Raw genomic sequence first — 20,672 nt, 5'->3', positions numbered from 1 at the left:
CAGGAATTGCGTGTCGCGAAACCCAAGCTGCGTCGCGCGAAACCGCGCGCCGGCGTCTTGCCGGTAACCTGATCGGATCAGCCAGCGCCCCTCGTCGCGAGCCAGTGTCCCCGCTTCCGATGAGGTCTTTCATGTCCGTTGCGCGCGCGCGACTTCCCTTTCTTCATCCTCGCGCTTTGCGCGTGGCGCCGCTGGGCTGCGCGCTGGCCGCCGGCCTGGCCTGCACCGCTGCCGCCGCGCGCCCCGCCGACGAGGACCAGCAGACCGACCCGCGCACGGCGACTCTGGAGCGCATCGTGGTGACGGCCGAGAAGCAGGGACGCTCCCAGCACGACACCGCAACCAGCACTGCGGTGCTGAGCGGCCAGGACATCGACCAGCGCGGTTTTACCGGCAGCCGCGATGTCTTCACCGGCGCGGCCAACGTCACCTACCTCGGCCAGGACAATGCGGCGCCGGCCATTCGCGGCATCGACGGCTCCGGCGCGGCGGTCGGCGTCGATGCCTACTTCGCCGGTTCGCGCGCGCGCCTGGGCATCACCCTGGATGGGCGGCCGCTGAGCTTCAACGAGATCGTGTTCGCCGACACGGCCCTGTGGGACGTGGCCCAGAGCGAGCTGCTGCGCGGCGCGCAGAGCCTGCTGCAGGGGCGCAACGCGATCGCCGGCACCCTGGCGATCAAGACCAACGACCCGACCTTCAGCACCGAGGGCGGCGCGCTGCTGTCGGCCGGCAACTACGATCACTATCAGGGCGCGTTCTACTTCTCCGCGCCGCTGGTGGACGACGAACTGGCGTTCCGCGTCGCCGCCGATCTGCAGCATCACGACAGCTTCCTCGATTACACCGGCGTCCCGGGCGCGAAGAATCCAGGCCGGTTCGAGACTCGCAACGTCCGCGCCAAGCTGCTCTACACGCCCAAGGCCTATCCCGATTTCCGCCAACTGATCACGCTGCAGCACACCGATTCGCTCGCCCCGCAGTCCGAGACCACCCACTATCCGTACACCTCCCACGAGGCGAGCACGCCGCAGATGCCGGTGTTCGAGACCCGCGCGAACGCACTGGTGTCCGACACGCAGTGGCGGCGCGGCGAGCGGCTGCAGTTGCGCAATCTGTTCACCGCGACCGATCTGAATGTCGACCGCTACGCGCTGCCCGGCTCGGGCATCGCGCATATCGACGCCAGGCAGTACACGCTCGAGCCGAACCTGGTGCTGGACCGCGGCGACTCGGCGTTCAGCGGGATCGCCGGGCTCTATCTGTTCCGGTCGCGCCAGGACGAGACCATCGACTATCCCTTCGACGAGCGCTTCCACGACCGCGTGGACACCGAAGCGCTCTACGCGCAAGGCACGCTGGCGCTGAGCGAGCAATGGGACCTGACCCTGGGCGCGCGCTACGAGCGCGAGCGCCACCGCCGCGACGGCGGCGATGCCTACCGCTACATCGCCCTGGACCTGGACAAGACCTGGCACACCTTCCTGCCCAAGCTCGACCTGGCCTGGCATCCGAACGCGGCCTGGACCTTCGGCCTGCTCGCCCAGCGCGGCTACAACGCCGGCGGCGGCGGCGTGACGCTCGGCTTCCCGAGCGCGACGATCTATACCTACGACCCCGAGTACGTGCGCGACTACGAGGCCTACTTCCGCGCGGAGCTGGCCGACGGCCGGCTGCAGCTCAACGGCAATCTGTTCTACGGCGACTACAAGGGCCTGCAGCTGCCCTTCCTGACCAGCATGGAGCCGTACTACCAATTCGTGATCCGCAACGCGAACCGTGCCTACAACACCGGCGCCGAGCTTGGCCTGCGCTGGCGGGCCAGCCCCGAGCTCGACGTCCACGCCAGCCTCGGGGTGCTGCGCACGCGCATCACCGACGATGCCGGCTGGGGCACGCAAGGCCATGACTTCTCCGATGCGCCCAAGCTCACCGGCGGCCTGGGCGCGAGCTGGCGCGGCGCCGGCGGCGTGGAGCTGAACTTCGATGCGCACTACAGCGGGTCGTACTACTCCGATGTGCAGAACACGCCGATGGCGCACATCGACCCGTACTGGATGGGGCGGATCAATGGCGGCTACCACCTCGGCAGCGCGTATGTGTTCGCCGGCGTGAACAACCTGTTCGACCATCGCGATCCGCTGACGATCTATGTCTATGCCAACACCGGCGCGTATTCGGCCTACAACACCGGCACGATGCCCGAACCGCGCACCTGGTACGCCGGCGTGCGGGTGGACTTCCGCTGATGCGCGGGGAAGCACGGTTCGACGGCGCTGGCCTCGCCACCAGCGCATATCGCAGTGGACCAGCGCATGATGGCTGATCCTGGAAACGCGCGCATGTCGCGCTGGTATCGAGGCAACCTGTGGCTGCATCACTGGTGCAGCCTGGTGGCCACCCTGCCCTTCCTGATCCTGTGCCTGACCGGCACGGTGCTGATCTTCCATGAAGAGATCGACGCGGCGCTGGGAACCGTGCCCACCGCGCAGCGCGCGGAGCTGGCGTCGCAGCGGCCGCTGCGCGAGTCGGTCGAGCACATGCTGGCGGCCTTCCCCGACGAGCGCGTGCTCAGCGTCGGCATCGATGCGCAGGGGCATCCCGGCGTGGCGCTGCTGCTGACCGCGCCTAAGGCAGAACGCGGGTTCGACCACTATCGGCTGCGCTATACCCGCTTGGCCGATGCGCAGCCGGTGGCCGATGCGCCGACGCGCGCGACCTCGACCCTGACCGGCTTCCTGCTGGAACTGCATGCGCACTGGTTCCTCGGCATGCCCGGCGAACTGCTTGGCGCGCTGATCGCCGGGCTGGTGCTGATCTCGCTGCTGTCGGGCGTGGTGGTGTACTGGCCGCACGTGAAGAAGGTCGCCTTCGGCCTGCTGCGGCGCGGGCGCGGGCCGCGCCTGCGGCAACTCGACCTGCACAACACCATCGGCGCGGTGGTGCTGGGCTGGGCGCTGGTGGTCAGCATGACGGGCTTCCTGCTCGGGTTCGGCACGCTGGCGCAGGGCCTGTGGCAGAAGACCGAACTCAGCGCGCTGCAGCGGCAGTACGCGGGCGCGCCGGTCGATCGCATACGGCCGCCGCTGGACGTCGACCGCGCCCACGACGCGGCGCTGGCGGCCATGCCGGCCGGCTGGCACGTGCTCTCGATCATCTTCCCGGACACGGATTTCTCCACCAACCGCCACTACACCGTGCTGGTCGGCGGCCAGGGCCTGGACCAGCGCCTGTTCCGGGTCGTCCTGGTGGACGCCGTCAGCGGCCAGGTGCCGGTGGTGGCCGAGCTGCCGGGCTACATCAAGGCGATCGTGCTGTCCCAGCCGCTGCATTTCGGCGACTACGGCGGCCTGCCGTTGAAGATCCTGTGGACGCTGTGCGCCTGGCTGACGCTGTTCGTGACCGCCAACGGCGCCTGGCTGTGGTGGAACCGGCGTCGCCGGCGTCGGCAGGAGGCCCGATCATGAGCGGGCCGTGGACGCCGGGAGACAGACGATGACCGGCGCACGCGCGCTCTGCCTCGTCCTGGCGCTGGCGCTGGTCGCGATCGGCGGCATCGTCGGCATGCTGCTGGCCGAGGGCGCCTGGGACAGGGTCGGCTTCGCGATGACCGCATTACCGCTGCTGGTCGGGGCAGGCTGCGGCTGGCGGATGCGTCGCGCGCGCCGCGACGCGGCGAGACCGCGGCGATGAAGGCGAGCGCCGATGGGCCCGACTGGGTATGGTGGGCCGGTTGGGCCGGCGTGCTCGGCGCCCTGGGCTGGATCGTCGGCGACGTGCTGATCGTCGGCCATGTCGCGGCCCGCGACGAATTTCCGCTGATGTTCGAGGTCTACGCCGGCAGCGTCGATCCGGAGATGGCCGAACGCCTGGTCGATGTGCCGCGCGGGCGGCTGCTCGCCGGCGCGCTGGTGGCGGTGTTCGCGATGCCGCTGTATCTGCTCGGCGCCTGGCACCTGTGGCGTGGCCTGCGTCCGGCCGGACCGCGATGGGCGCTACCGGCGACGGTGCTGCTGGCCCTCGGCTATGCCTGGTCGCCGCTGGCGCATGCGGCGTTCTACTTTGTCGGCGCGGTCTACCAGACGCTCCTGCAGAGCCCCGCCGCCAGCCACCTGCCGCTGCTGGCGCTGGCGGCCGAGTTCCGCCACGCGCTGCTGCTGGTCTATGTGCCATCGGTGGCCTGCACCGCGCTGGGCCTGCTGGTCTTCTCGCTGGCCGTGGCGAGCGGGCGCAGCGCCTATCCGCGCTGGTTCGCGTTGACGTCCAATCCCGTGCTGCTCGGCCTGCTGGCCATCGGCGGGCCGCGGCTGCTGCATGGCCCGGTCGCCGACGCCCTGGCCGGCGCCGCGTTCAACGCCGCCCAGCTGCTGCTCTACCTGCAGTCGTCGTGCCTGCTGCGCATGCATCGCGACAGATTGTGAACAAGAACGCCTTGATCGCGCAGATCTCCAAACGCTAGGTCGCCGCCAGCATCTTGACCAGGTTGGGCACGCCGCAGCCCTGCATGTAGCGATCGCGGCCGATGTCGGTGCAGTGCGCCATCAGCAACGCCTTGATCCGGTCGGGCGCGCCGATGAACTCGCGCCGCACCGACAGGAAGCCGGCCACCAGCCCGGACACGTGCGGGGCGGCCATGCTGGTGCCGCTCATTTCCAGCATCCAGGTGGACGGCTCGCGCAGGCGGTAGTCGTAGTGCGCCGAGATGATCTTCTCGCCCGGGGCCACCACGTCCGGCTTGCAGCGTCCGTCGGCCGTCGGGCCCTTGGAGGAGAAGTAGGACACGCCATAGCTGTGCGGGTTGGTCTTGTGCACCGATCCCACCGCGATGGCCTCCTGCAGGTTGGCCGGATCGCCGATGGTCATGTCCATGTTGGCCGCCAGCGGCACGCCGTCCTGCTGGACCAGCCAGGCCAGGCCCTCGTTGCCGGCCGCCAGTACCACTACCACGCCCTGCCGCCACAGCCGGCGCAGCTCGTTGCACAGCGGGGTGAAGCCGCAGCCATAGCTCTCGGCGTCGAACCAGCCGCCCAGGCTCAGGTTGACGCCGTGGATCACCAGCTGCCCGGCCTCGTCGTTGATCCTGGCAACCTGCTGGATCGCCTTGATGATCCACGAGTCGCGCCCGCGGCCTTCATCGTCGAGCACCTTGAAGCCGTACAGCTGGGCCTGCGGCGCGATCGCGGTGAATGCGACCTTCGCTCCACCGTCCTGCCCCGGATACGGCGCACTGCACTGCCCGGCGATGATGCCGGCCACGTGCGTGCCGTGGCCGCTGCGGTCCATGTGGGTGAAGGCGCGCCCGTCGGCGCGTCGCAGCAGCTTCGGCGCGCCGCGCACCGTGCAGTCCCACTGCGCCGGCACCAGGTCGCGCTTGCCGGCCTGGTAGAAGTGCGGATGGCCGGCGGCGATGCCGGTGTCCAGCACCGCCCAGCCGATGCCCTGCCCCAACGCATGATAGGCGCTCTGCGCGGCGTCGGCCTGGATCACGCTGCGCGAGCGGTCCAGCAGGGCGCGCTTGCCCGCGTCGCGCCACAGCCGCTTGAAGCTCAGCGCCTTGAAGTCGTTGCGCAGCGATTCGATCTCGAAACGCGTCAGCTGCGCCGACACGAAGCGGTCCAGCGTGTCCTCAAGCACGATCGCCTCATCCAGCGCCGGCCCCGATAGCCCGGTCTGCGGCGCGGCAAGCGCCCGGATCCGCGCCACCAGGTCCGCCTTGACCTCGGCCGGGCGCAGGCCGGAGGGCAGCTGGTCCAGCTCGATCAGCGCCTCGTGCCGCGTCGCCCCGCCCATCGCCTCCATCCGGTCGGACAGGTCCTTGAGCACCACCGTGCTGGTCACCGGCTGGTCGAAGCCGGCCCCGACCACGTCGCGGACCCGGCTGCGCACCTGCGCGATGGACAGATAGCCCGAGCCCGAATGCGGATTGCGCGGCCCGTCCGGATTGATGCCCGGCGCGGCGTAGTTGCTGAAGCGGCCGTCGGCGCCGGCGATGTCGTCGGACAGGTCGGCATCCAGCGCGACCGGATCGCGGCGGTCGGCGACATTGAACCAGGCGCGCACGCACGGCGGGAACGGCAGCTTCTTCTGCTTGATGTCCTGCTTGAACATGCTGCGCACCGCCGGCAGCCCCAGCGGCGAGCCGATGGTCAGCAGCAGCGCGACATCGCACTGGCTGGCCTTGAGCTTGCGCAGCACCTCGTAGGCGATCATCGAGCCCTGGCTGTGGGCCACCACCACGAACGGCCCGCCGCCGGACATCAGCCGCTCGCGCAGGCTGTCTTCCATCGCCGCGCGCCGCGCCGGGACGAAGAAGAAATCGTGCACATCCTGCAGCAGCGCGGCCGAGACCAGCCGCAGCAGGATCTCGTTCAGACCCGACCACAGGCCGCGCGCGCCGGGGCCGGCGGCCGCCTCGAGCGCCGCACCGTTCTGGACCTGATCCAGCACCGCTTCCAGCTGGGCACGCTGCTGCGGGGTCTGCGCGCCAGCGCATCGACCAGCGCATGCAGATCGCCCCCGGCGGGCGGCAGGCCGAAGGCAGATAGCACGCGCTGCTCGGCCTGGCTGATGGTCGGGCCTTCGTCGCGATCGCTGCAGGTGCCGGCCTCGGACACCGGATAGCGCTTGCGGTCCACCAGTAGGCCATGCGCGTGCGCTCGCCCATGGCCCGGCCGAACAGCGCCTGGTCCCATTGGCAGCGCAGCACCTCGGCCGGCGGCTTGTTGCCGATGCCGTGGATGTAGACCACGGTCATCGCCTTGCCCTGGGCGCCGGCCATGTAGCCGCTGCGCGCCAGCGGGGTCTCCGGCGCGGCCGTGGCCTTGGGCGTGCCGCCGGCCTTGCGCCCGGGGGACCTGGACTTGGACGGGGTGGCCCCGCGGGCCGGTGGCTTGCTGGCCATGCGCATCTCCTGGCGATGGATATCCGTGCCAACGCCGGCCCTTAGCCGGTGCGGTCAGGCCACTGCAGGCTAACCGGGCCGCGTCGCACGCCTTGTGACCGGTGTCCTGCGCCCCTACACTGACTGCATCGGAACGATCTTCCGACCCAGTTCGAACCGGGGGTGCACTGGCTTCGACGGGGGTTGCGAAATTGTCTGGTGCATGCCGAGGGGGCAGCTTTCCTCGTAAATCCAGCGGCAAAATCATAGTTGCCAACGACGACAACTACGGTTCGGACTTCGCTCTCGCCGCCTAAAAGCAGCGTTGAGTTGTAGTTCTAAAGCCGCCTAAGGCGAACCCCCGAACCTACTTGTGCCCGTGCTCGTAGGTGTAGGGTCATTATCACGGAACCGGCGTTGACGGCTGCCTGTCAGTCATCGCTTAACCAAAACAGGCTGGTCCTGGGGTGCGCTTCGCACGCCGTGCTGCTCCGGGGCGAGATCCAACGGTGAGCTAAGCATGTAGTACCGGGCATGGAGTGCCTTCGGACGGGGGTTCAATTCCCCCCACCTCCACCAAACACTTGAAGGGATTCAACGAGTCGGGCCGCCTGCGAGGGCGGCCTTCTTCGTTTCCGGGCCATCACATTGAAACGCCGACCGATCGACGGGTGCTCGCCGCGGGGCGGACCTACATCGTGACCGCGGGCCCGCATCCGCAGGCCGCGCCGCATGGCCGCCGCAACCTGGTCCTCATTCTGGCGCCGCAAGGTGCGCCGGCCCTCGTCCCGGGCGGCGACTGGCGTCCGACCGGCTTCCGCGACCGCTAGGGAAGCGACCCAGCCGCTGACTAACCTGCGCCGTGCGCGCGCAGCTGATCCATCACTTCGTAGCAGGCGCCCATGGTGTGGTAGTCGGTCTTGCCGGCCGGGCTCTTCTCGTCGCTGTACTTGCGGTTGTCCGCATCCAGGATGCGGTACCAGGCGCCGTAGGTGTGGTCGATCATGTGCGCCCACGAGAACTGCCACAGGCGGTCGTACCAGTCCCAATAGCTGGCATCGCCGGTGCGCAGGGCGATCAAAGCGGCGGCGGCCAGGCTTTCGGCCTGCACCCAGAAGTACTTGTCGTCGTCGCAGACCTGGGTGGGCTGCTGCGCGATGTCGCCGCCGTCGGCGGGCAGTGGCGTCACCAGCGGTGCGAATCCGTAATACAGCCCACCGCGCTTCTCGTCCCAGCTGCGCGCCACGGCGGTGTCGAATAGGTGGCGCGCGGTCGGCACCAGCCAGTCGATGCCGCCGTCCAGCTCGCGGTCCAAAATCAGCAGCAGCTTGGCCCATTCGGTCTGGTGGCCGGGCTGGAAGCCCCAGGGGCGGAACAGGTGCTTGGGATTGTCCTTGTTGTATTCCCAGTCCACGTTCCAGTCGGTGTCGTAATGCTCCCAGACCAGGCCGCCGGCCTTGGCCGCCTGACGGCGGGTCATGTGGTCGGCCAGCAGCAGGGCGCGGTCCAGGTAGCGGCGCTCGCCGCTGGCCTGCCAGGCCGCGAGCATGGCCTCGCACATGTGCATGTTGGCGTTCTGGCCGCGGTAGGTGCTGAAGTTCCAGTCGGCGTCGGCCTCGTCGCGGTACAGGCCGGGGCCGGCCTCCCAGAAGCGCTGCTCGAGCAGGTTCCAGGTCTCGTCCATCCAGCCGCGCGCTTCTTCCACGCCGGCCTTCAGCCCGCAGGCGTAGGCCAACAGCACGAAGGCCACCCCGTAGCAGTGGTTGGTGGTGTCCTCCGGCACGCCATCGCGCAGGGTCCAGACATAGCCGCCGTTGGCCGGGTTGCGGTGCACCTGGCGCAGGTAGCGCAGGCCGTGCAGCATCGCCTCGCGGTATTCGGGACGCTCGAACTCGCGCCAGGCCATGGCGTAGTTGAAGACGAAGCGCGTGCTGCTGACCAGGTGACGGTGGCCGGCGTCGTAGACGGTGCCGTCGTCCTTGAAGTACTGGAAGAAGCCGCCGGCCGGATCGATCGCGCGCGGGTGGTAGAAGGCCATCGTCTGCGCGATGTGCTCGCGCAGGAAGTCGGTGGAGCGGAAGTTGGGCATCGGGGCAGCGTCCATCGGATTGATCACAGCAGAGACAGGACTTCGGCACGGGTCGGCATGGCCGCGAACGCGCCCTTGCGCGTGACCGCCAGCGCGCCGGTGGCGGTGCCGAAGCGCACGGCTTCTTCCACGCGGGCCGGGTCGGCGCAGAACGCGCTGAAGCCCGCGCCCGCCCCGCCCAGTTCGACCAGCCGGACCAGCAGCCCGCCGACGAAGGCATCGCCCGCGGCGGTGGTGTCGCGCACCTGCACGGCGAAGCCCGACACCTGTCCTTGCGCCTGGCGTGTGGTCCACACCACCTCGCCGGGCCCGTCGGTGATCACCAGAAGTTCGGTGCGCCCGGCCAGCAGGCGGGCGATGACGCCGGCCTCGGCCTGCGCATCGTGGCCGGCGAGGAACTGCAGCTCCTCGCGAGAGAGCTTGACGACCTGCGCCAGCGCCAGGCCTTGCCACAGCGTGGGCGTCGGATCGACGCCCTCCGGCCACAGCGCCGGGCGCAGGTTGAGGTCGAAGCTCACCACGGCACCGGCCTGGCCCGCGCGCTGCGCGCCGGTGAAGGTGGCCTGCGCGCAGTCCGTGTCGGTCAGGCTGTTGGAGCAGAAATGGAAGACATCGGCGCGCGCCAGACAGTCGGCGTCGAAATGCTCGGCCCGGAACAGCAGGTCGGCCGCAGGCGGGCGATAGAAGCTGAAGCTGCGCTCGCCCGCCTCGTCCAGGGCCACGAACGCCAGCGCGGTCTTGGCTTGCGCGGTACGCACGGTATGGCCGACGCCGACGCCGAAGCCAGCCAGCGCCTCATGCAGGAAGTCGCCGAACATGTCCTGCCCCAGCATCCCCACGAACTGGCTGTCCGCGCCCAGGCGCGCGGCGGCCACCGCGACATTGGCCGGCGCGCCGCCGGCGTACTGCTCGAAGGCGCGGGCCTGGCCTTCGACCGGCGGTTGGGCCAGCAGGTCGATCAGCACTTCGCCGAAGCAGACTAGAGAGGCCGGGCGGCCGGGCGCAGCGTCATGCGGCATGCTGGGAATTCGCAGAAGAGAGCGGGAAGAGACGGACTTGCAGTGCGGCCATGCGCGCGGGAGCCAGCGCTGGCGCACACGGCGCGGCAGGGGCGCGCGGGAGGTGAGACTGAATCGCCATTTGGCCGTGTTCAACCGATTTAGATCGATTGAAATTTCGCATACCGCGCATTGGATTGCATCCCGCAGCGCAGCACCAAGGCGCGCGAAAGCCGGTCGGAGCCGCCAGCCTAGGTGACGCGCAAGGTGCGCGCCACTCGCCCGACCCGACTCAGCCTGCCGCTTCGGCCGCGCCCTCGCCCGCCTCGCGCCGCTCGGCGCGGCGCGCCAGACCGTAGAGCGCCAGGCCCGCCGCGGCGGTGGCCGCGCCGACATAGCCGGTGACCGTCCAGCCCAGCCCCGCGCTGATCGCCAGTCCGCCGAGCCACGGCCCCAGCGCGTTGGCCACGTTGAAGGCGGCGTGGTTGGACGCGGCCGCCAGGGTCTGCGCGCTGGAAGCCACGTCCATCAGCCGGGTCTGCAGCACCGGCGCCAGGCTGACCATGGTGCCGACCGCGATCACCGCCGGCAGCAGCGTCCACACCGAATGGGCGCTGGCGGGGAACGCCAGCAGCACCAGCGTCGACCAGGTCAGCACCACCGGCGTGGCGCGGAACTGCAGTCGGTCGAACAGCCAGCCGCCGCCCACGTTGCCCAGGATGCCGCCGACGCCGAAGGCCACCATCGCCGCCGGCACCCAGCGCTCGTCCAGGCGGGTGACCTCGAGCAGCGTCGGCGCCAGGTAGGAGAACACGCAGAACATGCCGGCGAAGCCGATCGCGCCGATGGCCAGCGCGTACCAGACCTGCGGGCGGTGGAAGTCGCGCAGTTCGCGCAGCGGATCCTGGCGCGGCTCGTTCGGGTTCGGCTTGAGGAAGGCGGCCACCAGCGCCACGGTCAGCAGCGCGAGCGCCCCGACCAGCCCGTAGGCATAGCGCCAGCTCAGCACCTGGCCCAGCCAGGTCGCCAGCGGATTGCCGATCAGCATCGCCACCGTCAGGCCGAGCATGACCCGGCTGACCGCGGCGGCGCGGCGGTCGGGCGGGCTCATCGAAGCGGCCACCAGCGCGGCCACGCCGAAGTAGGCGCCGTGCGGCAGCCCGGCGATGAAGCGGAATACCAGCCCCACGCCGTAGTTCGGCGCCAGCGCGCTGGCCAGGTTGCCCAGCGCATAGAACCCCATCAGGAGCAGCAGCAGCGTGCGCCTCGGCAGGCGCGCGCCCAGGATCGCCAGTACCGGCGCGCCCACGACTACGCCCAGCGCGTAGGCGCTGATCAGATGGCCGACCTGCGGCTCGCTGATCGACAGCCCGCGGGCGATATGGGGCATCAACCCCATGGAGGCGAACTCGCCCACGCCGATCGCGAAACCGCCCATCGACAGGGCGAAGAGGATCAGCACATAGACGCGGCGGGAAACGGGCGCGGCCGGCGCGGTGACGGGCGTGGGCGCAGTGGCCATGGGGGATGCCTGGCGGATGCGGAAGGCCGTGCATTATGACGCGCCGCAACATCGACCTGATCACACGCAGCTTTCCACGGCGCGCGGTGTCGCGGGAGACCATCGCGGGCGCGCTGTCACAAAAGCAACGGGCCGCGATGCGGCCCGTTGTGTCGTGCGACGTGTGGAACTTGCGGTTCGTCAGCCGCCCTGCTCGACCGGCAGCACGCGGATCTCGACGCGGCGGTTCTGCGCGCGGCCGGCCTCGGTGTCGTTGCTGGCGATGGGATAGCGCTTGCCCATGCCGATCACCTCGAAGCGCTGACGCATCAGGCCCTGGCCGATCAGGTAGTCGGCGACCGAATTGGCGCGCGCCTCGGACAGGGTCTGGTTGACCGCATCGCTGCCCACGCTGTCGGTGTGGCCGCTGACTTCCACGATGGTCTGGTTGAACTCCTTCAGCGTGGCGGCCACGTTGTTGAGCGCCGGATAGAACTGCGGCTTGAGCGCGGACTTGCCGAAGTCGAAGGTCACCCCGTCCGGCAGGTTGAGCTTGATGACATCGCCGTCGCGGCTGACGTCGATGCCGGTGCCGGCGGTCTGGCGACGCAGCTGCGCCTCCTGGCGATCCTGATAGACGCCGATCGCGCCGCCGGTCAGGCCGCCGACGCCGGCGCCGATCAGCGCGTGCTGGCGACGCGAGGTCGCATCGTGGCCGCTGAGCAGGCCCACCGCCGCGCCGATTCCGGCGCCGATCAGCGCGTTGTTGCGGGTGCGGTTGGGATCGTTCGGGTCGCTGGTCTGGCCGGTGTAGGTGGCGCAGCCGGCCAGCACGGTCGCGGAGAGGACGCCGCACAGCAGGGTGCGGGAGAGCAGCTTGGAGGTGTTCATGGTGAGAGAACCTTTCCGGGGGTGGATCCGGGTGTGTTGCGGTGTGCGCACGCTAACGCCCACCGCGACAAATTCCGATGAATCGCGCAGTGCCGAGCCTGGAGAGGTTCAGCGGCGCGTAGTCCTGTCAGGTTCAACGCGTCGCCGCATACGCGGCCAGCGCGGCCTCGCGCCCTTCGGACAGATCCACCAGGGGCCGGCGCGGATACTCGGGCGCCAGGCGCTCAAGCAGGTCGGGCGACTCCCATGGCGCGAAGCGCGCCTGCAGCGGCAACGCTTCTAGTTCGGGCACCCAGCGGGTGATGTAGTGCGCCTTCGGATCGAACTTCTGCGCCTGGGTTACCGGATTGAAGATGCGGAAGTACGGCGAGGCGTCGGCGCCGGTGCCGGCCACCCATTGCCAGCCCAGCGTGTTGTTGGCCAGGTCCGCATCGACCAGCGTGTCCCAGAACCAGCGCGCCCCTTCCAGCCAGTGCACGCGCAGGTGCTTGGTCAGATAGCTGGCCACGAGCAGGCGCACGCGGTTGTGCATTACGCCGGTGTGCCACAGCTGACGCATGCCCGCATCGACGATGGGCACGCCGGTGCGACCGCGCTGCCACGCCTGCATCCGGCTGGCATCGGCCCTGGCCCACTGGAAGCCGTCGAAGCGCGGGTTGAGGTTGTCCTCGATCGTGTGCGGGAAGTGGTGCATCAGGTGATAGGCGAACTCGCGCCACACCAGCTGGCGGATGAAGCCGTCGATGTCGCGCTCCAGTTTGGCGCTGCGCACCTGCTCCAGCCGCGCGATCACCCGCCAGGGTGCGATCTCGCCGAAGTGCAGATGCGGCGACAGCTGCGAGGTGCCGGTCCGGTCCGGCAGGTCGCGCTGGTCCAGGTAGCCCGACAGCGCACCGTCGACGAAGACCTCCAGCGCCTCGTGCGCGCCGGCTTCGCCGGGCTGGTGATGCGCCCAGAAGCCCGCATCCCAGCCCAGCCGAGGCTTGAGGCCGAGCGAATCGACGCCGTCGCTGCCGATGCGCGCGGGCACCGACGGCAGCGTGCGCGGGGCGTCGTGCAGCGCACGCTGCGGCAGCGCGGCCAGCACGCTGCGGTAGTAAGGCGTGAACACCCTGTACGGCCCGCCGCTCTTGGTGGTCACGTCCCAGGGCTCGGCCAGCAGCGCGGCGTTGCAGCTGCGCGCATCGAAGCCCTGGTCCTTCAGCGCCTGCTTGATCGTGGCATCGCGCGCCTGGGTGGTCGGCTCGTACTTGCGGTTCCAGAACAGCGCCTGTGCCCCGCTCTGCGCGATCAGCGCCTCCAGCACGCGGCTGCTGTCGCCCTGGCGCACGACCAGGCGCGAGCCGCGTGCGTGCAGATCGGCACTCAGCGCCTTGAGCGAGCGGTGGCGCCAGGCGTTGGACGCCGCGCCGGGCGCCCAGCGGCCTTCCTCGTGCGGGGCGTGGATGTAGACCGGGATCGGATCGAAGCCGGCCTCCAGCGCCATGTGCAGGGCCGGATTGTCGGCCAGGCGCAGATCGTTGCGGAACCAGACCAGTGCGACGGGCATGCGGGCCTTGGGGCGGAAGGAGACGCCCGCGATGGTGCACGCCCGGCCGGCGCGGGGCGGTGAAGCCGCGCGCCGACGGGCTTACTCGAAGCTGCCCACCGAATCGTGCGCCAGATTGTCGAAGCGGGTGTACTCGCCGAAGAACTTCAGCTTGCACGAACCGGTCGGGCCGCCGCGGTGCTTGCCGATGATGATCTCGGCCAGGCCCTTGTCCGGCGAATTTTCCTTGTTGTAGTAGTCGTCGCGGTAGATGAACACGATCATGTCCGCGTCCTGCTCGATGGCGCCGGATTCGCGCAGGTCGGCCATCACCGGGCGCTTGTCGGTACGCGTTTCCAGCGAGCGGTTGAGCTGGGACAGGGCGATCACCGGCACGTTGAGTTCCTTGGCCAGGCCCTTGAGCGAGCGGCTGATCTCGGAGATCTCGGTGGCGCGGTTCTCGCTGTTGCCCGGCACGCTCATCAGCTGCAGGTAGTCGATCACGATCAGGCCCAGCTCGTGCTCGCGCTTGAGGCGGCGGCACTTGGAGCGCAGCACCTCGGGCGACAGGCCCGGGGTGTCGTCGATGAAGATCTTGGTCTCCTTGAGCATGCGGATGGCCGCGGTGACGCGGCTCCAGTCCTCGTCCTCCAGCTGGCCGTTGCGCAGGCGCTGGGCGTTGATTCGCCCGTTGGAGGAGATCAGGCGCAGGGCCAGCTGCGCCGAGGACATTTCCATCGAGAACACGGCCACGGCCTTCTTCGACTTGATCGCCGCGTACTCGGCGATGTTCAGCGCGAAGGTGGTCTTGCCCATGGCCGGACGCGCGGCCAGGATGATCAGGTCGGTCGGCTGCAGGCCGGCGGTCATGCCGTCGAACTCGGTATAGCCGGTGGGCAGGCCGGTGATGGTGCCGCCGTTGTTGTAGCGGTCCTGCAGCACCGAGAACGCGTCCTTCAACGCGTTGGGCATGGCCACGAAGTCGCTGCGCCCGCGCGCGCCGGCCTCGGCGATGGCGAACACCTTCTGCTCGGCCGCGGCCAGCAGTTCGGCGCTCTCGCGGCCTTCGGGCTGGAAGCCGTTGTTGACGATCTCGGTGCCCACGTCGATCAACTGGCGCATCACCGCCTTGTCGCGCACGATCTCGGCGTAGGCGGTGATGTTGGCGGCCGAGGGCGTGGAGCTGGCCAGTTCGATCAGGTAGGCGCCGCCGGCGATCAGGTCCGACTGGCCCTGCCCTTCGAACCATTCGCCCAGGGTCACCGCGTCGAACGGGCGGCTGCGCTCGGCCAGCTCGCTGATGGCGCGGTAGATCAGCTGGTGGTCGCGGCGGTAGAAGTCGTTCGGGGTGAGCTTGTCGTTGACCCGGTCGTAGGCATCGGGCACCAGCATCAGCCCGCCCAGGACGGCCTGCTCGGCCTCGATCGAGTGCGGGGGCATGCGCAGCTGTTCGATGCGCGTATCGGTGGGATCGTTGCGGAATTCGCGATCGCGACGGGGTGCAGCCATGGGTGTGAGGTCTCGAAGGGCGAACGCGCCAACGCGCGCGCCCATGTTAGTCAGCCGGCCGCTCGACCGGTATGCATAAGCCTGTGGACAAGTGGTGGAGAAGATGTGCGCTGCCCGTCTCATCGGCTGCGAGCGCGCGGTGCAGGTCGAGATAGCTCTCTATCGAATCTGCGTGTGTCGGCGTCCTGACTTCGGGTGGGCCGCGTTGAGATTCAAGGCTTCGATTCGACAGAAGTCACGATCCATCGGCCGCCGGGCCTCAGCCCCGCCTGAAATGCTGAAGATGCTGAGGGCAACATTGCTTGTCCGGCCCCACGACCGTGGGAGCCGCCATGGCGGCGACGGGGCCTTCCCGGCAAAGCTTCATCGCGGCTCAGGCATTGCCGGTAGAGCCGCATCGCCGCCATGGCGGCCCCCACCTGTAGAGCGGAGCTTGCTCCGCTGGGGCCTTCCCATGATCCGGCCGAAAAGCAGCGGAGCAAGCTCCGCTCTACAGGCAGGCCGCTAAGATTTGAGGAGACAGTTGCTCCCAACCGAAGCCACAGCACCCAAGAGCCACTGGAGCAAGCGGTGTGGTCGATCTTTCCCAAACCGGAGTGCGTTGGTCTTGGAGGGCTGGAGATTAAGAGCGCTGCGCCCGGTCGAGTCGAAGCAATGCGGCCGTAGATCGGGACTTCTTCTAGAACGAAGCCGAGCACTTCAACGCGCGAGGCAGCGGGCCGGCGGGCGGTGGCCGCGCCTAGCGAGGCAGGATGCCGAGCGCCTTAAGGCAGGTCAGGATGCCCTGATCGAGGGATAAGCGGCCACCGCCCGCCGGACCGCTGCCCCTTCCGAAGTCCCACGCACGCACGTCGCGATCAACCAACCTTGCGAAGAAGACCCCAACGAAAACGGGCGCCTCGCGGCGCCCGTCGTATCGAACCGCGTTGCCTGAAGGATCAGGCTTCGGCTTCGACCACCACCTTGACGGTGGTTTCCACGTCGGCGTGCAGCTTCAGCAGCACGTCGTACTCGCCGATGTTGCGCAGCGGGCCTTCGCCCATGACCACTTCGCTCTTCTCCAGCGGCAGGCCGGCGGCGGTGAAGGCCTCGGCGATGTCGCGCGGGCCGACCGAGCCGAACAGCTTGCCTTCGGTCGAGGCGTTGGCCTTGACGGTGACGCTGGCGCCTTCGAACTTGCCGGCGCGGCCGGAGGCCTCGTCGTGGATGGCCTTGGCCTTGGCTTCGTACTCGGCGCGCTTGGCCTCGAACTCGGCCACGTTGGCGGCGGTCGCCGGCACGGCCTTGCCCTGCGGCACCAGGTAGTTGCGGCCGTAGCCCGGCTTGACGCTGACCTTGTCGCCCAGGACGCCCAGGTTGGTCACTTTCTGCAGGAGGATCAGATCCATTTCTTTGCTCCGTTATTCGTTAGCGGCGCAGGAGCGCCGCAACGGTTGCTGTCCGAATAGGACGGGTGTCGTTGAAGCAGGGGTGAGTGGAGAGGAGCGAGGAGCGAGCGACAGCCGAAGCTTTGCTCACTACGCACTCCCTGCGGCGCTAGCCGCCACTCACTTCCGCACTCAGACGTCGTGGTTGTCGGTGTACGGGATCAGGGCCAGGAAACGGGCGCGCTTGACGGCCGTCTGCAGCTGGCGCTGGTAGCGCGCCTTGGTGCCGGTGACGCGGCTGGGGACGATCTTGCCGGTCTCGGTCAGGTACTGGCGCAGGGTGTTGAGATCCTTGTAGTCGATCTCCTTGACACCTTCGGCCGTGAACTTGCAGAACTTGCGGCGACGGAAGAACTTGGACATGGTCAGGGTTCCTTAGGCGGCTTCGGCGGAGTCGGAATCGTCGTCGGACTTGGCGTTGTCGCCTTCGTCGTCGCGACGGCGGCGCTCGCCGCGCTCGGGCTTGTCGCCCTTCTCGTCCTTGCTCTTCATGATGATCGACATCTCGGTGTCGGCCACGTCGCCGTCGCGCTTCATGATCAGGTGACGCAGGATGGCGTCATTGAAGCGGAAGGTCTCGGTCAGCTCGGTCAGGGTGGCCTGGTCGACTTCGACGTTCATCAGCACGTAGTGGGCCTTGACCAGGTTCTGGATCGGATAGGCCAGCTGGCGGCGGCCCCAGTCTTCCAGACGCACGATCTTGCCGTTGCCGTTCTCGATGATGACCTTGTAGCGCTCGACCATGGCCGGCACCTGCTCGCTCTGGTCCGGGTGGACCAGGAACACGATTTCGTAAAAACGCATTGTCGTTCCCTTTCGGATGATGGCCGAAGGCGCGATGCCGCCGGCCGGACAGCCCCCCGCCGATGCGGTGGAGCAAGAGCCCCGACGGCCTGGCGGCCAGCAGGGAGCAGGAAATTATGTCAGGTCAAGGGGTTGCGTGCAATCGCGCGGGGATTGGGCGCGATTCGGGCGGCTACCGGCCCGTAACCCGGAGCTAGCACCAAGGCTGCGCAGGCGGCGTCAGCGACGCGCTTGCCCCCTGCCCCGCTTGCCGCTCCCTGATGCCTCAGGCCGCGTTGGCGTCGGTGGTGAAGCTCTCGCCGCAGCCGCATTCGGCCGTCGCATTGGGGTTGGCGAACAGGAACTCCTCGCCCAGACCGCGCTTGCCGAAGTCGATCCGGGTGCCGTCCACCAGCGGCAGGCTGTCGGCATCGACATAGATGCGCACGCCGTCCTGCTCGAACACGGTGTCGTCTTCGCGCTGCTCGCGGGCCAGGTCGGTCACATGGCCCCAGCCCGAGCAGCCGGTGCGGGTCACGCCGAAGCGCAGGCCCAGCGCGCCGGGCGTGGACTGGACGAAGCGCTGGACGCGCTGGTGGGCGAGCGGCGTGAGAGTGATGGCCATGACGATGCCTGCGATGTTGCGGACCGGAATTATAAGGTGTGGGTGCGCCGCCGGTGGCGCCACGGAGCGAACGGAGCGTGCCCGCCGCGTGCGCCAACCGGTAGACTTGCGCGTTCATTCAGATCGAGCCGAACGGGCCGGGATTCAAGACATGACGGTGGTGAGCGTCGAACATGCGCTGGCGGGCAAGCTCCCGGCCGGCGGCGAGGTGACGGTACGCGGCTGGGTGCGCACGCGGCGCGACTCCAAGGCCGGCCTGTCCTTCGTCAACGTCAGCGACGGTTCGTGCTTCGCCCCCATTCAGGTCGTGGCGCCCAACACCCTGCCCAACTACGAGTCCGAGGTGAAGCACCTGACCGCCGGTTGCGCGGTGATCGCCACCGGCACCCTGGTGGCTTCGCAGGGCCAGGGCCAGCGCTTCGAGATCCAGGCCGAATCGGTCGAGGTGGTCGGTTGGGTCGAGGATCCGGAGACCTATCCGATCCAGCCCAAGGCGCACTCGCTGGAGTTCCTGCGCGAGGTCGCGCACCTGCGCCCGCGCACCAACCTGTTCGGCGCGGTCACCCGCATCCGCAACTGCCTGGCCCAAGCGGTGCACCGCTTCTTCCATGAGAACGGCTTCAACTGGATCTCCACGCCGATCATCACCACCTCCGACGCCGAGGGCGCCGGGCAGATGTTCCGCGTCTCCACACTGGACCTGACCAACCTGCCGCGCAACGCCGCCGGCGAGGTGGACTTCGGCCGCGACTTCTTCGGCAAGGAGACCTTCCTGACCGTGTCGGGCCAGCTCAACGTCGAGGCCTACTGCCTGGCCCTGAGCAAGGTCTACACCTTCGGCCCGACCTTCCGCGCCGAGAACTCCAACACCACCCGGCACCTGGCCGAGTTCTGGATGATCGAGCCGGAGATCGCCTTCGCCGACCTGGCCGAGGACGCGCGTCTGGCCGAGGAGTTCCTCAAATACCTGTTCAAGGCCGTGCTCGACGAGCGCATGGACGATCTGAGCTTCATCGCCGAGCGCGTGGACAAGACCGCGATCAGCAAGCTGGAGGCGTTCATCAACGCGCCGTTCGAACGCATCGACTACACCGATGCCATCGAGCTGCTGCGCAAGTCCGGCAAGAAGTTCGACTTCCCGGTCGAATGGGGCCTGGACCTGCAGACCGAGCACGAGCGCTGGCTGACCGAGGAACACGTCGGCCGCCCGGTGGTGGTGACCAACTACCCCGAGCACATCAAGGCCTTCTACATGCGCCTGAACGACGACGGCCGGACTGTCGCGGCGATGGACGTGCTGGCGCCCGGCATCGGCGAGATCATCGGCGGCAGCCAGCGCGAGGAGCGCCTGGACGTGCTGGACGCGCGCATGGCGCAGTTCGGCCTGGATCCGTCGCATTACGGCTGGTACCGCGACTTCCGCCGCTACGGCACGGTGCCGCACGCCGGCTTCGGCCTGGGCTTCGAGCGCCTGGTGGTCTACGTCTGCGGCCTGTCCAACATCCGCGACGCGATCCCCTACCCGCGCGCGCCGGGCAACGCGGAGTTCTGAGCGCCATGCATGCGCAGCTGGTGGTGCAGGTGGCGACGTTCATCGCCGGGTTCGCGGCCTTCGGCTTCGGCCTGGTCGGCATCGCCCGCAGCCTGCGCCTGCAGAAGCTGCTGATGGCCAAGCAGGAACAGGGGCTGGACGTGCGCGCCACCAAGGCCGACCCGCAGGTGCGCGCGGCGATGCAGGGCCTGCGCGCGCCGCTGCTGTGGGCCACGGTGCTGGCCGTGTGCTCGGTGGCGCTGCCCTCGCTGGCCCGACTGGTGCTGGCGTGATCCTGTTCTTCGCCCTGCTGTTCGTGGCCACGGCGATCGCCGGGTTCTGCGCCTTCGTGATCTTCTGGCCGCTGACCCTGATCCACGTGCGCGACCGCCATCCGCAGGTGGCCGAGGAACTGGGTCCGGGCGCCTTCATGAAACCCGCCGCGCTGGCCTGGCTGCTGCGCGGCACTTACTTGCAGCGCCGGGACGGCGCACTGAACGGCCTGGCCACCCCGGCGCGCATCGCCGCGCTGGTGATCGTGTGCGGCCTGGCCATGGCCGGGCTGCTGTGGCTGGCCTACGAGGTAGTGAAATGAGCGAGACGACACGCGTCCAGTGGTGGCTGGCCACCCTGGGCCAGACCCTGATCTGGGCCCGGCTGCGGATCAAGGAGGCCGGCACCGCCGAGGTGCTGGACAGCGACGGCAATACGCTGGCCTACGACAGCGAGGACAGCGCCCGCGGGGCGCTGTTCGACGCCGAATTCGTCGCCTACGACGGCCTGGACGAGGAAGACGCGCTGCTGCGTGGCTTTTCCCTGCGCGAGGTCGTCCCGCCGCACGCCGACGACGATGCCGCGCTCAAGCCGTTGATGGTGCAGCGGCTGGGCGGCGGGCACGCCTGAGCGAGGG

Annotated in this window: 19 protein-coding genes, 1 other RNA gene and 1 pseudogene; 10 read left to right on the top strand and 11 right to left on the bottom strand. The window is 68.9% G+C overall.

The genetic code is table 11. The features are described from left to right. Window positions 1-182: 182 nt before the first annotated feature. The 4 genes from EAT51_RS11860 (at window position 183) to EAT51_RS11845 (ending at window position 4,421) form a co-directional block, all read left to right on the top strand. On the top strand, window positions 183-2,249 hold the full coding sequence (locus tag EAT51_RS11860) for a TonB-dependent receptor (protein ID WP_165421925.1): 2,067 nt from the start codon (window positions 183-185) through the stop codon (window positions 2,247-2,249). A gap of 93 nt (window positions 2,250-2,342) precedes the next feature. Continuing rightward, the gene (locus tag EAT51_RS11855; RefSeq protein ID WP_205953544.1) at window positions 2,343-3,467 is read left to right on the top strand and encodes a PepSY-associated TM helix domain-containing protein; all 1,125 of its coding nucleotides are present in this window, start codon (window positions 2,343-2,345) and stop codon (window positions 3,465-3,467) included. Between the two features lie 28 nt (window positions 3,468-3,495). Next, window positions 3,496-3,693: a hypothetical protein gene (locus EAT51_RS11850; RefSeq protein WP_130518213.1), complete on the top strand. Its 198-nt coding sequence runs from the start codon at window positions 3,496-3,498 to the stop codon at window positions 3,691-3,693. Beyond that, window positions 3,690-4,421 carry a DUF6796 family protein gene (locus EAT51_RS11845; protein ID WP_130518212.1) on the top strand — a complete coding sequence of 244 codons (732 nt, stop codon included), beginning with the start codon at window positions 3,690-3,692 and terminating at the stop codon, window positions 4,419-4,421. The genes EAT51_RS11850 and EAT51_RS11845 overlap by 4 nt, the downstream gene beginning before the upstream one ends. A gap of 34 nt (window positions 4,422-4,455) precedes the next feature. On the opposite strand, the pseudogene EAT51_RS11840 reads toward EAT51_RS11845, so the two are convergent. Next, window positions 4,456-6,901: pseudogene (locus tag EAT51_RS11840) on the bottom strand (S8 family peptidase). Window positions 6,902-7,059: 158 nt separating this feature from the next. Between EAT51_RS11840 and ssrA the strand changes: the two are divergent. Together ssrA and EAT51_RS11825 are read left to right on the top strand one after the other, a co-directional pair. Beyond that, window positions 7,060-7,459, top strand: a transfer-messenger RNA (tmRNA) gene (gene ssrA, locus EAT51_RS11830). A gap of 5 nt (window positions 7,460-7,464) precedes the next feature. Beyond that, window positions 7,465-7,710 carry a hypothetical protein gene (locus EAT51_RS11825; RefSeq protein ID WP_130518208.1) on the top strand — a complete coding sequence of 82 codons (246 nt, stop codon included), beginning with the start codon at window positions 7,465-7,467 and terminating at the stop codon, window positions 7,708-7,710. 20 nt (window positions 7,711-7,730) lie between these two features. On the opposite strand, the gene EAT51_RS11820 is transcribed toward EAT51_RS11825, so the two are convergent. From EAT51_RS11820 to EAT51_RS11775, 10 genes are all read right to left on the bottom strand, one after another. Continuing rightward, complete coding sequence (locus EAT51_RS11820; RefSeq protein ID WP_425478191.1) at window positions 7,731-8,984, bottom strand: AGE family epimerase/isomerase; 1,254 nt, start codon at window positions 8,982-8,984, stop codon at window positions 7,731-7,733. Between the two features lie 8 nt (window positions 8,985-8,992). Further along, window positions 8,993-9,988: a carbohydrate kinase family protein gene (locus EAT51_RS11815; protein WP_130561666.1), complete on the bottom strand. Its 996-nt coding sequence runs from the start codon at window positions 9,986-9,988 to the stop codon at window positions 8,993-8,995. 271 nt (window positions 9,989-10,259) lie between these two features. Beyond that, a complete protein-coding gene (locus EAT51_RS11810; RefSeq protein ID WP_130531552.1) occupies window positions 10,260-11,489 on the bottom strand; it encodes an MFS transporter in 1,230 nt (409 codons plus the stop codon). A 180-nt stretch (window positions 11,490-11,669) separates the two neighbouring features. Next, the gene (locus EAT51_RS11805) at window positions 11,670-12,359 is read right to left on the bottom strand and encodes a YiaD family glycine zipper/OmpA-like lipoprotein (RefSeq protein WP_130561665.1); all 690 of its coding nucleotides are present in this window, start codon (window positions 12,357-12,359) and stop codon (window positions 11,670-11,672) included. Window positions 12,360-12,492: 133 nt separating this feature from the next. Further along, complete coding sequence (locus EAT51_RS11800) at window positions 12,493-13,908, bottom strand: cryptochrome/photolyase family protein (protein WP_130561664.1); 1,416 nt, start codon at window positions 13,906-13,908, stop codon at window positions 12,493-12,495. A gap of 81 nt (window positions 13,909-13,989) precedes the next feature. Continuing rightward, on the bottom strand, window positions 13,990-15,396 hold the full coding sequence (locus tag EAT51_RS11795) for a replicative DNA helicase (RefSeq protein ID WP_165394507.1): 1,407 nt from the start codon (window positions 15,394-15,396) through the stop codon (window positions 13,990-13,992). A 938-nt stretch (window positions 15,397-16,334) separates the two neighbouring features. Continuing rightward, on the bottom strand, window positions 16,335-16,784 hold the full coding sequence (gene rplI, locus EAT51_RS11790) for a 50S ribosomal protein L9 (protein ID WP_130518196.1): 450 nt from the start codon (window positions 16,782-16,784) through the stop codon (window positions 16,335-16,337). Window positions 16,785-16,955: 171 nt separating this feature from the next. Next, a complete protein-coding gene (rpsR, locus tag EAT51_RS11785) occupies window positions 16,956-17,186 on the bottom strand; it encodes a 30S ribosomal protein S18 (RefSeq protein ID WP_093137332.1) in 231 nt (76 codons plus the stop codon). 12 nt (window positions 17,187-17,198) lie between these two features. Further along, window positions 17,199-17,627: a 30S ribosomal protein S6 gene (gene rpsF, locus EAT51_RS11780; protein WP_130518195.1), complete on the bottom strand. Its 429-nt coding sequence runs from the start codon at window positions 17,625-17,627 to the stop codon at window positions 17,199-17,201. Window positions 17,628-17,892: 265 nt separating this feature from the next. After that, entirely contained in the window at window positions 17,893-18,231 is a 339-nt protein-coding gene (locus EAT51_RS11775) for a HesB/IscA family protein (protein WP_130518194.1), read from the bottom strand. Between the two features lie 151 nt (window positions 18,232-18,382). Between EAT51_RS11775 and asnS the strand changes: the two genes are divergently transcribed. From asnS to EAT51_RS11755, 4 genes are read left to right on the top strand one after another with little or no spacing between them, the layout of a single operon-like run. Continuing rightward, on the top strand, window positions 18,383-19,783 hold the full coding sequence (asnS, locus tag EAT51_RS11770; protein ID WP_130518193.1) for an asparagine--tRNA ligase: 1,401 nt from the start codon (window positions 18,383-18,385) through the stop codon (window positions 19,781-19,783). A 5-nt stretch (window positions 19,784-19,788) separates the two neighbouring features. Beyond that, window positions 19,789-20,055, top strand: coding sequence for a hypothetical protein (locus tag EAT51_RS11765; RefSeq protein ID WP_130518191.1), 267 nt, complete (start codon window positions 19,789-19,791; stop codon window positions 20,053-20,055). Beyond that, the gene (locus EAT51_RS11760; protein ID WP_130518189.1) at window positions 20,052-20,357 is read left to right on the top strand and encodes a hypothetical protein; all 306 of its coding nucleotides are present in this window, start codon (window positions 20,052-20,054) and stop codon (window positions 20,355-20,357) included. The genes EAT51_RS11765 and EAT51_RS11760 overlap by 4 nt, the downstream gene beginning before the upstream one ends. Continuing rightward, window positions 20,354-20,665, top strand: a complete 312-nt coding sequence (locus EAT51_RS11755) for a hypothetical protein (RefSeq protein WP_130518187.1) — start codon at window positions 20,354-20,356, stop codon at window positions 20,663-20,665. The genes EAT51_RS11760 and EAT51_RS11755 overlap by 4 nt, the downstream gene beginning before the upstream one ends. Window positions 20,666-20,672: the final 7 nt, after the last annotated feature.

Source organism: Pseudoxanthomonas winnipegensis (assembly GCF_004283755.1).
Classification (GTDB): Bacteria; Pseudomonadota; Gammaproteobacteria; order Xanthomonadales; family Xanthomonadaceae; genus Pseudoxanthomonas_A; species Pseudoxanthomonas_A winnipegensis.
This window is presented reverse-complemented; position numbering and strand designations above follow the sequence as displayed.